Below are 13145 nucleotides of genomic sequence, written 5' to 3'. Positions count from 1 at the left end.
CCCTGGCCACGGTGCAGCTCTACAAGCGCATCAGCGCCCTCATCCGGTAAAAGCACCCCAACAAGGAAGACCACCAAAAGGACGGAAAAGGTTCCATCATCTTTCCATTCCCCCTGATCGGAGGTGGTCGGGAAGATGATGCGTTCCGTCGCTGCGCTTCTGTGGGTGCTGCGGCTGGGGCTTTCTTCCCAAATGGCTGAAGCGCACGGGAAAGACGTTCCCCCTGAAGAATCCCCCGGCGGTGCTGAAGATTCCCTCTCCCGGGACTCAGGATCGTCGCCCTCCGTATTCTTTTCCCTGCGAAAATGAAGCCGGAGAAATACCATCCCGGCGATCTCGTCCGGGCTTTTTTTTCTTGACAGAAAGGAAAAGTAGGGTACAATAGTGTCAACACGTTAAATGTCGACATTTACGGAAGGAAGGCGTTTGTTTCATGGCCCCGGCAAATCCGTTCCGCCCCAAGACTCTCGCCGAAGAAGTGGCATCCTACGTCCGGAAGGAGCTGCTCCTCTCCGATACGTATCCCCCCGGCTCCTTCATACGGGAGGAGGAACTCGCCTCAAAGCTCGGCATCAGCCGCGCTCCTGTCAGGGAAGGGCTCAAGATGCTGGAAGGGCTGGGACTCCTCCGCTCCATCCCCCAGAAGGGGTCCCTCGTGGTGGCCTTTTCCCCGGGGGAAATCGAAGAACTGTACGATATCCGCTACGCCCTCGAGGAGATTCTCTTCCGGGAGATCATCCGCAGGGGTACCTTTACCGGAGAACAGCAGGGAGCCCTGAAGAAAATCCTCTCCCGGATGAGGCTCCTCGGCTCTTCCGGTGACTCCCGCGAGGAAATTCTCCTCGAATTCAGCGGGCTGGATATGGAATTTCACCTCTCCCTGGCGGCCCTCGCCGGCAGGGAATGGACCCTGCGGCTCCTCAGAACGGTATACCACCAGATCCAGCACGCCCTTCTCCGTGACCTCGCCACGGAGTCGGACATGGAGGCCCTGGTGGCGGAACACGAAGAAATCCTCGGCGCCCTGCAGCGGGGGGACCTCGAGGAACTCAGAAAAGGACGCTTTTTCAGCTATTTTGAGCGCAGGCTGGATCCGAACAAGGGAAAAGTGCGCCCGGAACCTCACGAAACTCCGGGCGAAGAAGATCAAACCGGACAAAAGAAAGGAGAAAAAGCATGATGACACGAAAAGGAGCCCTCGAGGGACTTCGTGTTCTCGACCTCACCCGGGTGCTTGCCGGGCCCTTCTGCACCATGATGTTCGCCGATATGGGGGCGGAGATCATCAAGGTCGAACAGGCAGGCACCGGTGACGACACCCGCCAGATGGGACCGTTCAAGAACGGCGAAAGCGCCTATTACATGAACCTCAACAGGAACAAGAAAGGCATCACCCTGAACCTGAAGAACCCGAAGGGGAAGGCCATCTTCCTCGACCTGGTGAAACAGGTGGACGTGGTGATCGAGAACTTCCGTCCCGGGGTCATGGAAAAGCTCGGCCTCGGCTACGAGGATCTGAAAAAAGTCAACCCGGCAATCATCTACGCCGCCATTTCCGGTTTCGGTCACACGGGCCGCTACAACCAGCGTCCCGGTTACGACATCATCTCCCAGGCCATGAGCGGTCTCATGAGCACCACCGGCTGGCCGGGGGGCGAACCCACCCGCACCGGCACCGCCATGGGGGACGTTCTCGGGGGCCTTTCCTGCGCCATCGGCATCCTTGCGGCGGTGTTCAACAAGATCCAGACCGGTGAGGGGCAGAAGGTGGACGTAGCCCTGGTGGACTCGGCGGTGGCCAGTCTCGAGATCATCAACATGATCTACCTGGTGGAAGGCCGAATCCCCCAGCGCATCGGCAACCGGTACGAATCCACCTACCCCTACGACTCCTTCCGGGGCTCCGACGGCAGTCTGGTCATCGGCGCCGGGAACGACAAGCTCTGGGTCAGTCTTTGCAAGGTCATGGGAAAACCGGAACTTGCCGAAGACCCCCGGTATCTTCGCGTTCCCGACCGCGTGGCCAGGCACGAGGAAATAAAAGCCATCGTGGAGGAATGGTCCACCAAGCTCACGGTGGACGAGATCTACGAAAAGGTCAACAATGCGGGCATTCCCTGCGCTCCCATCTACAACATCGAGCAGGTGGTCAATGACCCCCACATCGCCGAGGACCGCGAGATGTTCGTGGAGATGGACCATCCCATTGCGGGCAAACTGAAGGTGACGGGAAGCCACATCAAGCTCTCCGGCACTCCATCGGGCCTGCGTACCCCCTCCCCGACCCTCGGCCAGCACAACGGGGAAGTGCTCGGGGAACTGCTCGGAATGACCGAAGACGATCTGAAGGTCCTCCGGGAAGAGGGGGCGATCTGACATGGCCTTCCTGACCCTCCCCGACAAGGTCGAAATCATGGAGGTCTGCCCCCGGGACGGCTTCCAGAGCGTGAAAGAGTTCATCCCCACGGAGCACAAGGTGGCCATCATCGACGGCCTGGCGGGAACGGGCATCTCCTCCATGGAAGTGACCTCCTTCGTCAGCCCGAAGGCCATTCCCCAGATGGCCGACGCCGCCGACGTTCTGGCTGAATTCAAAAAAAAGTGGAAGGGAAAGGTCACCTCCATCGCCCTCATTCCGAACCTCCGGGGGGCCGAAGGTGCCATGGCCTCCGGCGTGGACTGGATGAACTTCGTCATATCCGCCAGCGAGGCCCACAACCAGGCGAATACGAAACGAACTGTGGACGAATCGATAGCGGAGATGGAAAAGGTCGCCGCCCTGAAGGGATCCACGAAGCTGCGGGTTTCCGTGGCCACCGCCTTCGCCTGCCCCTTCGCCGGACCGGTCGCGCCTGAGAAAGTCGTCCGGGTCATCGACAGGGCCCTTGAGGCCGGGGCGGACGGCATCACCATGGCCGACACCATCGGAACCGCAGACCCGAAATACCTGACATCCACCCTCTCGGTCATCCGGGAGAAATACGGCGACTACCCCTTCACCCTTCATCTTCACGACACTTACGGCATGGCCCTGGCAAACATGGTCGCCGCCATGGGACTCGGCATCGCGTCCTTCGACGCGGCCGCCGGCGGACTGGGCGGGTGCCCCTTCGCACCGGGAGCGGCGGGAAACGCCGCCACCGAGGATATGGTCAACATGGCGGAGCGCATGGGGATTTCCACGGGCATCGACATTCTCAAGGTGCTTTCCGTGGTGCGGACCATGGAATCGGTCTACGGTCTGAAGATCAACAGCCACCTGGCGGCGACGAAAATGGGCCGGGACGGCGGCGAGGGATGCTGTTCCCAAGAAGCTGACAATTAGCCGAAGAGCCTGGAAATCTTCGGCTTGGGGTTGCATTATGCAGGCTGTGTATTATATTATCTAAAAGGGAAAAAAACCGTGCCCCTTCCGTAGAAGGGGCACGGTTTTTTTCAAAAGGGAGGTCGGGAAATGAAGGAACAGGTCTGGAAGCTCGCGGACGAAGTGAAGGATTTTGTGGTCGAGGCACGGCACCGCATTCATGAGAACCCGGAGCTCGGATTCAGGGAATTCGAGACTACGGCGTTCGTCAAAAGGGAACTGGAGGCCGCCGGGATCGAAGTGGTTCCTCTGGACATGGAAACCGGCGTGCTCGGCATCATCCGGGGAACGGCGGAATGGAAGGGACGGGGGAACCCCCTCGTGGCGGGACTGCGGGCCGACATGGACGCTCTCCCCATAGAAGAAGCCACCGGCGTTCCCTACTCTTCGAAAAACAGCGGCGTCATGCACGCCTGTGGCCACGACGGCCACACGGCCATCCTGCTGGGAACGGCAAAGGTACTGCAGAAAGCCCGCGACTCCTTCGCCGGGACGGTGAAGCTCATCTTCCAGCCTGCGGAAGAAACACTCTACGGCGCGGACAAGATGATCGCCTGCGGCATCCTGGACAACCCGAAGGTGGACCATGTGGCCGCCCTTCACGGCGGCGTCGAGGTCCCCATCGGCTCTGTGGGCGTCTACGCGGGCCCCTTCATGGCATCGGGCGACATTTTCAAAGTGAAGTTCGTCGGCAAGGGAACCCACGGCGCCTACCCCCACAGGGGAAGCGACGCCCTGGCCGCGGCAGCCCAGGCGGTCATCAGCCTCCAGATGATCCTCGCCCGGGAGATCGAGGCCAACGACCGGGCCGTCCTGTCCGTCTGCCAGATCCACGGCGGCAGCGCCTTCAACATCGTGCCCCAGGAAGTAGAGATCGGCGGCACAGTCCGCTGCTTCTCCCCCGACGTCCGCCGGAAGATCCGTGACCGGCTCGTGTCCATCTGCACCCACGTGGCGGCGTCCTACCGGTGCGAGGCGGTCTGCGACTACCAGTTCGGCATTCCTCCCGTAGTCAACGACGCCGAAGAGACGGAGCGCATCGCCCGGGCGGCGGCGGACGTCGGGGGCGAGGACAGGGTCGTTCGCCTCGCCGCCCCCATGATGGGCTCGGAGGATTTCGCCTACTTCATCCAGAGAGTCCCTGCCGGGGCCATCTTCCGTCTCGGCGTGGGAGGAGAGATTCCGGTGTCCCTCCACAACCCGGGCTTCAACTTCCCCGACGAGGCCCTGCCCCTTGGTGTGGCGGTCTTCGTCCGGTATATTTTCGACCTTCTCGCCCCCGAAGGGGCGACATCCTACACAGCGTAAAGGAGAGAGAGCAATGGCGGAAGCAGTACAGAAAAAGAGCAGGGTACCCCACGTATTCGCGCTGATGTTCATCATCACCGTCCTCATGGCGGTGCTGACGTGGCTCATTCCGGCAGGACAGTACGAGCGGGTGAAGGAGGGAGCCCGGACCGTCGTCGTAGCCAACTCGTTCAAAGTCGTGGACGCAAACCCCCAGGGCCTCTGGGAGATTTTCAACTCCGTGGTGAAAGGCTGGGTCCAGTCCGCATCCATGATCTTCATGGTCTTCTTCGTAGGCGGAGCCATCAGGATCCTTGAGGAGACGGGCACCATCCGGGTGGGCATGAACCGCATCGTTCACAAGCTGAAGGGCAAGGAGATCTGGGCTGTGGCCATCATCATGCTCCTCATGTCCATCGGCGGCGCCACAGGCGTCTTCGCCAACCCAGTGGTGGCCCTCATCCCTCTGGGCATTCTCCTGGCGAAGGGTCTGGGCTACGACAGCGTGGTGGGTTTCGCCATGATCTACCTCGGCTCCTATGCCGGCTTCAACGTGGGCTGGGGCAACGTCTTCACCGTGGGCATCGCCCACAGCATAGCCGAGCTTCCGATGTTCTCCGGCTTCGGCGTCCGGGTGTTCTTCCACATCGTGAACCTGCTGCTCACCTTCGGCTTCGTTTATCTCTACATCCGGAAGATCAATGCCGACCCCACCAAGAGCCTTGTCTACTCCGCCGAGGAGGCGGCCCGGCAGACCAACCATTTCGAAGAGCACGAGTCCATGGACCTCCGGCACATGATCTGCACCGCCATCGTGGTCATCTCATTCGGAGCCATCATCTACGGCTCCCTGCAGCTCAAGTGGGGCATCGACCATTATTCCACGGTCTTCTTCATGATGGCCGTCTCCTGCGGTCTCATCGGCGGGCTCGGCTTCAACGGAACCGCCCAGGCCTTCGTCAAGGGATGCGCCTCCATGGCCTACGCCGCCCTCGTCATCGGCATGGCCCGTGCCATCTCCGTGATCATGACCGACGGCAAAATCATCGACACGGTGGTTTACTACCTCTCTCTGCCTATTTCCAAGTACGGTCCGGTTATCGGCGCGAACCTCATGTTCTTCGCCAACATCGTCATCAACTTCTTCATTCCCTCCGGCTCCGGACAGGCGGTCACCGTCATGCCCATCATGGTGCCCCTGGCCGACCTCACGGGAATCACCCGGCAGGTGGCCGTCCAGGCCTTCCAGTTCGGCGACGGCTTCACCAACTGCTTCATCCCCACGGCGAGCGTGGTCATGGGGTGCCTGGGCATAGCGGGCATCGCCTACGAGAAGTACGTCAAGTGGATATTCCCCCTTATCGCCATCCAGGTCGTGCTGGCCATGGTCGCCCTCACGGTGCTCCAGACCATCGGCTGGTCCTAGACGAGACAAACCGCTCACCGACAACAGCGCCTCCTTTCAGGAGGAGGCGCTGTTTCAACGATGCAAAAAACAACCTTTCGTGATACCCTACTCGTACCATACCGTCATAAAGGAGGCCTGTTCTTCGTGAAGACCTACGAACCCTTCAGAATCAAGGATCTCGAACTGAAAAACCGGATCGTCATGCCCCCCATGTGCATGTACAGCGCTCCGGATTCCGCTCCGGTCGATTTTCACTTCCTGCACTACGGCGCCCGCGCCCTCGGAGGCGCAGGGCTCATCATCGTGGAAGCCACGGGGATCGTCCCGGAGGGACGCATCTCGGACAACTGCCTCGGTCTCTGGAGCGACGACCAGGTCGCCCCTTTCGCCCGCCTGGTGGACCATGTTCACAGTCTCGGGGCCAAAATCGGCATCCAGCTCAACCACGCGGGCCGGAAGTGCGAGGCTGCGGCAGAGAAAATTTTCGCCCCCAGCGCATTGAACTACAGCGACGACGGGAAATACCCCGATCCCGTCGAAATGACCCATGACGACATCGCCTTCGTTACGGAAGCATTCGCATCAGCAGCGGGGAGGGCCCTGAAGGCGGGGTTCGACGTGGTGGAGATCCACGGCGCCCACGGCTACCTCGTCAACCAGTTCCTCTCCCCCCTGAGCAACAAACGGCATGACGGCTACGGCGTGACCTTCGAGGGCCGTTCCCGGTTCCTCCAGGAGGTCGTCCGGGCTGTCCGGACTCAATGGCCTGCGGAAAAGCCCCTGTTCCTCCGGGTCTCCGCCGAGGATTACGTTGAAGGGGGCATGACCCCCACGGAGATGGCCCGCGTCATCGACCGGGTGACCCGGGACGTGGACGTGGTCCACGTCAGCTCCGGCGGGGTGATGCCCGTTCCTCCCCCCGTTTTTCCCGGGTACCAGATTCCCTTTTCAGAGATGATCAAGACAGCCTGCAACGTTCCCACCATCGCCGTGGGCCTTATCACCACGCTGGAGATGGTGGAGGAAGCCCTCTGCAATCACCGGGCGGATCTGGTGGCCCTCGGCCGGGAACTCCTCAGGAACCCCTTCTTCCCCCTTCTTGAAGCCCGGAAGCGGGGAATCGAGCTGCCCTGGCCCGAACAGTACAAACGGGCGTTCAGCTGATCATTTTCACGAGATGAAAAAAACGCAGGGCCGCCTTGAAATGGCCCTGCGTTTTTTTAAAAACAAAGATTTCGGAGATTATAGTCCCTTTTTCTCCATGAGCACGAAGGACAAGAGGAAGACCACGGAGACTCCGGCGATGACGATCCAGTGGTTGACGCCGAGAAGCTGGGGAAGGGTGATCTTTCCGTAGTCATGCATCTTCAGCAGGGTATCCTGCAGGTAGGGGAACATCTCGGCATAGAGGGCCGCTCCGACGAGAGCGCCGAGGATGCCCCAGAAGGCATCGGTCCGCCCCTCTCCGAGGGCACCGATGGACGTTCCCGGGCAGTAGCCCAGAAGGGCCCAGCCGACTCCGAAGAGGATACCTCCCGTGATGGTTCCGCCCAGGATGGTGGGCTTTATGGAAAGCACCGCCAGTCCCTGGTCGTAGAGGAAGTACGTCCCGATCATGCCCACGATGATGGCGGACATCATGAACTTGAGGATGGTGAAGTCCTGGAAGCGGAGGGCGGCAAGCTGTTTGTCGTAGCGAAGCACCTTCGCCCTCTGAAGGAGGACGCCGAACACCATTCCGGTGACCAGGCCGAAACGGAGCTCGAGGTCGATGGCGTTGGCTATGCCCTTGAGGGAGACGAGAATTTCATTCAGATGGACGACGATCTGGTCAAGATCCATTCTGCTCGCCTCCTCCATAAATCATTCTGGCCACGACGGCCCCTGCCGCGAAAAAGCACAAGAGGGCCAAAAATCCGCTGGCAGCAAGCTGCATGGTTCCGCCCAGCCCGTGACCGCTTGGGCATCCATCGGCCAGTCGGGCGCCGAACATGGACACCGCACCGCCGAGAAAGGCCACCACGCCCCTGGACACGCCACTTTCGCCGAAATGCCTCTTCCACATGTCCGGCACGGCCTGGAACTTGAAATCGCCGAACAGGGTGGCCGAAAGCAGGGCGCCGATGAAAATGCCGATAAGAAACATCATCTGCCAGTCCATCTTTGCGGCGTTCTTCACCAGGTATTCAAGTGTCGCCGCCCGCTCCGGAATGACCTTCTCCTCCACGAAGGCCGCAGCCCTCACGAAGGATGTGGATGCGCCGAAAAACTTTCCCGTATAGTAGGTCGACCATACGGAAAGCAGTCCGGCCAGTCCGCCGAGAAGATAAGGATTCCATCCTTCCTGCGTTTTGCTCACACCCATCCCTCCTTTTCTGATAAAAAATCAAAATTTGCCTCGCTATGGTATTACTAAAGCGAAGCTCAGTCAATAACAGAAAAAAGCCCCTTCTTTTCCGCCGGAGTCACTTCATTTCCGGCAGGGGACGGACGGAAACGCATCCCTTCCGCAGTTCGGCGATGGCTTCCACGGCGGCTTCGGCTGCGGACGTCGTCGTCGTATACGGAATTTTCCTGCGGACCGCCTCGATGCGCATCTCCCGTCCGCCGGAAAGGCTGCGGGATCCGAAGGGCGTGTTGATGAGCAGCTGGATCTTTCCCGCCCTCATGTGGTCCACCACATTCGGCCTCCCCTCGTGGACCTTGAGGACCACTTCGGGAAAGAGCCCCCTGTCGAAGAGATACCTGGCGGTCCCCCTGGTGGCCGCGAGGGAGAAGCCGAGGTCCGCCAGCTTCTTCGCCGCCGGGAAAATGGTGGCCTTGTCGAAATCGTTCACCGAAATGAAGACCGTTCCCCGTACGGGGAGCATGGTCCCCCCCGCCGCCTGGCTTTTGGCGAAGGCTTCTCCCACCGAGGATCCCGTCCCCATGACTTCGCCGGTGGAGCGCATTTCGGGCCCGAGGACCGGGTCCACCGAGGCGAAACGGTCAAAGGAGAATACCGCCTCCTTCACCGCCCATTCCGTGAGGCACCGACCCTCTCCGTACCCGTCCTTCGTGAGCCCCTGGGTCTCAAGGTCTTCCCCCTGCCAGAGCCGGACGGCAGCTTTCACCAGGTTGACGCCGCCGGCCTTGGAAAGAAAGGGGACTGTCCGGGATGCCCTGGGATTGACCTCAAGAATGTACAGTTCTCCGTCTTTCGCCGCGAACTGAATATTGAGAAACCCCTTCACGCAGGTCTCCCTCGCGATTCGTACCGCCGCTTCCGTCATCTCCCGGTGCAGTTCCGGGGTGCATTTATAGGCCGGAAAGACACAGGCGCTGTCCCCGGAATGAATTCCCGCCGCCTCTATGTGTTCCGGGACGCCTGCCACGTACACGTTTCGCCCGTCACTGAGGGCGTCCAGGTCATATTCGAAGGCATCCTCAAGAAAACGGTCCACCAGCAGCCGGTGACCCCGGTCCAGGGGCAGCCCCCTGGAAAGATAACTTTCCAGTTCCTCCCCGGTGTGGGCAATGAACATGTTCTTTCCTCCCAGGACATAGGAGGGGCGCAAAAGGACGGGAAAACCGATTTCGGCGGCCGCTCCGGCCACTTCTTCGGGTGATGCCGCCATCCTGCTCTCGGGCTGGCGGAGGCCGAGGCGCTTCAGAAGGGCGGAAAACTTCCCCCTGTCCTCCGCCTCGTCGATGCCCGCCAGAGAGGTTCCCACGATGCGGGCTCCCCATTTCTCAAGGTCTCCCGCCAGATTGAGGGGCGTCTGGCCTCCGAGCTGTACCAGGACATCCCGGATCCCCTCCTTCGCCAGGACGGCCTTCACGTGCTCCGCCGCGAGAGGTTCCAGATACAGCCGGTCGGAAACGTTATAGTCCGTGGAGACGGTCTCGGGGTTCGAGTTGATGATCACCGTCCTCCGCCCCAGTTCCTTCCATGCGAGGGACGCCAGGGTGCAGCAGGTGTCGAACTCCAGCCCCTGGCCGATCCGGTTGGGCCCTGAAGCCAGGATGGCGACGCCCGTTTCTCCCGTGGGTTCCCCCTCGTCGATTTCACCCCAGGTGGAATAGAAATAGGGGGTGGCCGCCGCGAATTCCCCCGCGCATGTATCCACGAAATGGAAGCAGGGCTCGATGCCCCTGTCCTTCCGGAAGGCCTCGACTGCCTCTTCGCTCATGGAGGAAAGAGCGGCAACCCGTTTGTCCGAGAGGCCGAACCGCTTGGCTTCCAGGAGGAGTCCTTCCGTCAGCGGCCCGTCGGCAATCTTCTCTTCCAGCTCCGCCTGGTCGGCCATCTGGGAGAGGAACCAGGGATCGTAGGCCGTTTTTTCCGCCATAGCCTTCAGGGACCGCCGTCCTTCCCGCTTCAGCACCGTGTAGGCGGCAAAGATCTTTTTCGGGTGGGGTGTCGTCAGCATCGCATCGAGACCGTCGTACCCCATGGTGAGCTCGTGAATCCCGTCGTAACCCTGCTCCGATGCCCTGGCGGCCTTGTTGGCGGCTTCCATGAAGGTGCGCCCGAGGGCGAGGGATTCCCCTACGGACTTCATCTGGGTCCCGAGCAGGTCGTATTCCGCCGGGAACTTGTCCGTCTCGAACCTGGGAAACTTTACGGCCACGTAATCCAGCGCGGGCTCGAAGCAGCCGGTGGTTTCGCCGGTAATCTCGTTGGGAATCTCGTCGAGGGTGTACCCCGCGGCCAGCCTGGCGGCAGCCCGGGCGATGGGAAACCCCGTGGCCTTGGACGCCATGGCCGACGAGCGGCTCACCCGGGGGTTCATCTCGATCACCGTCATCCTTCCCGTGGACGGCTGCACGGCAAACTGTACGTTGGATCCTCCGCAGTCCACCCCCACGGCCCGGAGGACGTCTATGGCGGCGGTCCGCATCTTCTGGTACTCCCTGTCGCTCAGGGTCTGTATGGGAGCCACGGTGATGCTGTCGCCGGTATGGACCCCCATGGGGTCGATATTCTCGATGGAGCAGATCACCACGGCATTGTCCTTTCTGTCCCGCATGACCTCCATCTCGAACTCTTTCCATCCCAGGAGGGATTCTTCCACGAGAGCGGACTTCACGGGGCTCTCCAGGAGCGCCCGCTCGACCTGGGTCCTGAGCAGGCCCCTTGTGGATGCGACGGCCCCGCCCACGCCCCCGAGGGTGAAGGAGGGGCGGATCACCACCGGCAGGCCGGTCCGGGCCGCAAAGTCTTCGGCCTCCTCCACCGAACGGACGAGAACAGATTTCGGGACGTCAAGACCGATATCCTCCATGGCTTTCTTGAACCGTCCCCGGTCCTCGGCCAGCCGGATGGATTCCGCCGAGGCGCCGATGACCTCCACTCCCCATTTTTCCAGGATGGCCGCATCGTCCAGCTCCAGGAGAAGATTCAGGGCCGTCTGCCCCCCCATGGTGGGCAGGACGGCATCGGGGCGTTCCTTCCGTATGATCTCCTCCACGTAGGGAACCTTGAGGGGCTCGATATAAATCGTGTCGGCGATTCCCGGCGTGGTCATCATCGTGGCCGGGTTGGGGTTCACAACCACGACCCCATACCCTTCTTCCTTGAGGGCCTTTGCCGCCTGGACACCGGAATAGTCGAACTCGCAGGCCTGCCCGATGACGATGGCCCCCGACCCCAGTAGGAGGATTTTTTTCAGATCTTTGCGGGCGGGCATGAGGGCGTCTCCTTTTTCGCGGCAAAAGCGGCGGCTGAATGCACGAACTCGTCGAAGATCCACAGGGAGTCCCGGGGGCCGGGCGCGCCCTCCGGATGGAACTGGCAGGAGAGCACTGACAGGGCGTCATGGCAGAGCCCCTCCACCGTTCCGTCGTTGGCGTTGCGGAACCGGATTTCCACCCCGGGGGGAAGGGAGGTACCGTCCACTTCGAAACCGTGGTTCTGGCTGGTCACCTGGACCTGTCCCGTTCGTTCGTCCCTGACGGGATGATTGCACCCGTGGTGGCCGAACTTCATTTTTTTCGTGGTTCCGCCCAGGGCATGGGCGATCACCTGGTGCCCCAGGCAGATGCCGAAGACCGGAATGCACCCCAGGAGCGTCCGGATGACATCCGCAAGGGACGTCAGGACGGCCGGGTCACCCGGCCCGTTGGAAAAGAGAACCCCGTCGGGGGAGGAACTGAGGATGTCCTCCGCCGAGGCTGTCCATGGATACACCGTTGTAGAGACTCCCCGGAGGGAGAGTTCCCTGAGGATGTTCCCCTTCACACCGCAGTCCACCACCGCGAAATGGAGAGTTCCCCGTGCCCCGGAATGTTTCTCCGTCCTGGTTCCCACCGACGGGAGGAGGTTCCGCCCCGCCATGGACGGCACACTTCCCAGGTACGCGAGAACATGGCTCATTTCCTCTCCGGACAGGGTGTTCCCCGCCGAACTCACTATGACGCCGGCGCAGCTCCCCCTGGTCCGAAGCCGAAGGGTCAGGGCCCTGGTGTCCACCCCCTGAATCCCCGGCACGCCGTGCTTTTTGAGAAATTCGTGGAGCGTCGTCCTTCCCCCGGGCACGGGACCGGAGTGCAGGGACCGCACCACCAGCCCCGAAAGCTTGATTTCCGGCATGGAGGACTCGTCGGGACCGCGCTCCGACCATTCGTCCAGGCATCCGTAATTTCCCGCGTGGGGGCAGGTGAGCGCCACGATCTGGCCGGTATAGGACGGGTCGGTCAGCATCTCGTGATACCCGCCCATGGCCGTGTTGAAAACCACTTCACCCGCCGCGCCTTCCGCCCCGGGAACGAGCTCTGATGCCCGGGGAGACCTGCTCCCGAAAGATGCGCCGCCAAAACATTCCCCGTCACCCAGTACAAGAAAACAGTCCTTCATTTCAGATCGATCGTCCTTCCCGCCGACATAAATAAATTAAATTACATAAACATCAATCAAATAAACTTTAGTTGATCATACGGTACAGGAGGAAACGAAATTTGTCAATCCGGAAAGAAGTCCCTAAATCCGCAGGTTCGTTCCCCAAGAGAAGAGACAGGTCCCCGGACGGGGAAGTGAACCCTTTTCGTTTCCCCGTCCCTATGGTTTTTTCTCCTTTTCAGGCGGTTGAAGCTCTTTTTCCCGTT

At 61.0% G+C, this 13145-nt stretch carries 10 protein-coding genes; 6 read left to right on the top strand and 4 right to left on the bottom strand.

Going from position 1 to position 13145, the window contains the following annotated elements; translation table 11 throughout:
* Positions 1–433 precede the first annotated feature (433 nt).
* The 6 genes from JMJ95_RS00370 to namA all read left to right on the top strand — a co-directional run bounded on the left by JMJ95_RS00370 (position 434) and on the right by namA (position 7223).
* Positions 434–1180, top strand: coding sequence for a GntR family transcriptional regulator (locus JMJ95_RS00370; RefSeq protein ID WP_290681004.1), 747 nt, complete (start codon positions 434–436; stop codon positions 1178–1180).
* On the top strand, positions 1177–2376 hold the full coding sequence (locus JMJ95_RS00365) for a CaiB/BaiF CoA transferase family protein (RefSeq protein ID WP_367153724.1): 1200 nt from the start codon (positions 1177–1179) through the stop codon (positions 2374–2376). The genes JMJ95_RS00370 and JMJ95_RS00365 overlap by 4 nt, the downstream gene beginning before the upstream one ends.
* A 1-nt stretch (position 2377) precedes the next feature.
* Positions 2378–3325, top strand: coding sequence for a hydroxymethylglutaryl-CoA lyase (locus JMJ95_RS00360; RefSeq protein WP_290681001.1), 948 nt, complete (start codon positions 2378–2380; stop codon positions 3323–3325).
* A 129-nt stretch (positions 3326–3454) separates the two neighbouring features.
* Positions 3455–4672: a M20 family metallopeptidase gene (locus tag JMJ95_RS00355; protein ID WP_290680999.1), complete on the top strand. Its 1218-nt coding sequence runs from the start codon at positions 3455–3457 to the stop codon at positions 4670–4672.
* A gap of 13 nt (positions 4673–4685) precedes the next feature.
* Positions 4686–6077: a Na+/H+ antiporter NhaC family protein gene (locus JMJ95_RS00350; protein WP_290680996.1), complete on the top strand. Its 1392-nt coding sequence runs from the start codon at positions 4686–4688 to the stop codon at positions 6075–6077.
* Between the two features lie 126 nt (positions 6078–6203).
* On the top strand, positions 6204–7223 hold the full coding sequence (gene namA / locus JMJ95_RS00345; RefSeq protein ID WP_290680995.1) for an NADPH dehydrogenase NamA: 1020 nt from the start codon (positions 6204–6206) through the stop codon (positions 7221–7223).
* Positions 7224–7301: 78 nt separating this feature from the next.
* Here the strand turns inward: namA and JMJ95_RS00340 are convergent, their stop codons facing one another.
* From JMJ95_RS00340 to carA, 4 genes are all read right to left on the bottom strand, one after another.
* Complete coding sequence (locus JMJ95_RS00340) at positions 7302–7901, bottom strand: YeeE/YedE thiosulfate transporter family protein (protein ID WP_290680992.1); 600 nt, start codon at positions 7899–7901, stop codon at positions 7302–7304.
* A complete protein-coding gene (locus JMJ95_RS00335) occupies positions 7891–8418 on the bottom strand; it encodes a YeeE/YedE thiosulfate transporter family protein (protein WP_290680989.1) in 528 nt (175 codons plus the stop codon). Before JMJ95_RS00335 ends, JMJ95_RS00340 begins: the two co-directional genes overlap by 11 nt.
* Before the next feature lie 106 nt (positions 8419–8524).
* On the bottom strand, positions 8525–11731 hold the full coding sequence (carB, locus tag JMJ95_RS00330) for a carbamoyl-phosphate synthase large subunit (protein ID WP_290680987.1): 3207 nt from the start codon (positions 11729–11731) through the stop codon (positions 8525–8527).
* Positions 11710–12897, bottom strand: a complete 1188-nt coding sequence (gene carA / locus JMJ95_RS00325; protein WP_290680984.1) for a glutamine-hydrolyzing carbamoyl-phosphate synthase small subunit — start codon at positions 12895–12897, stop codon at positions 11710–11712. The genes carB and carA overlap by 22 nt, the downstream gene beginning before the upstream one ends.
* Positions 12898–13145: the final 248 nt, after the last annotated feature.

The organism is Aminivibrio sp., assembly GCF_016756745.1.
Taxonomy (GTDB): Bacteria; Synergistota; Synergistia; order Synergistales; family Aminobacteriaceae; genus Aminivibrio.
Note: the sequence above shows the minus strand (reverse complement) of the source record. Positions and strands in the feature narration are given on the sequence as shown.

Bases quoted from the DNA above. Each gene is read 5' to 3' on its own strand.
- JMJ95_RS00340 (WP_290680992.1), bottom strand. From the start codon at position 7,901: ATGGATCTTGACCAGATCGTCGTCCATCTGAATGAAATTCTCGTCTCC.
- JMJ95_RS00370 (WP_290681004.1), top strand. From the start codon at position 434: ATGGCCCCGGCAAATCCGTTCCGCCCCAAGACTCTCGCCGAAGAAGTG.
- JMJ95_RS00365 (WP_367153724.1), top strand. From the start codon at position 1,177: ATGATGACACGAAAAGGAGCCCTCGAGGGACTTCGTGTTCTCGACCTC.
- JMJ95_RS00360 (WP_290681001.1), top strand. From the start codon at position 2,378: ATGGCCTTCCTGACCCTCCCCGACAAGGTCGAAATCATGGAGGTCTGC.
- JMJ95_RS00350 (WP_290680996.1), top strand. From the start codon at position 4,686: ATGGCGGAAGCAGTACAGAAAAAGAGCAGGGTACCCCACGTATTCGCG.
- JMJ95_RS00355 (WP_290680999.1), top strand. From the start codon at position 3,455: ATGAAGGAACAGGTCTGGAAGCTCGCGGACGAAGTGAAGGATTTTGTG.
- carA (WP_290680984.1), bottom strand. From the start codon at position 12,897: ATGAAGGACTGTTTTCTTGTACTGGGTGACGGGGAATGTTTTGGCGGC.
- carB (WP_290680987.1), bottom strand. From the start codon at position 11,731: ATGCCCGCCCGCAAAGATCTGAAAAAAATCCTCCTACTGGGGTCGGGG.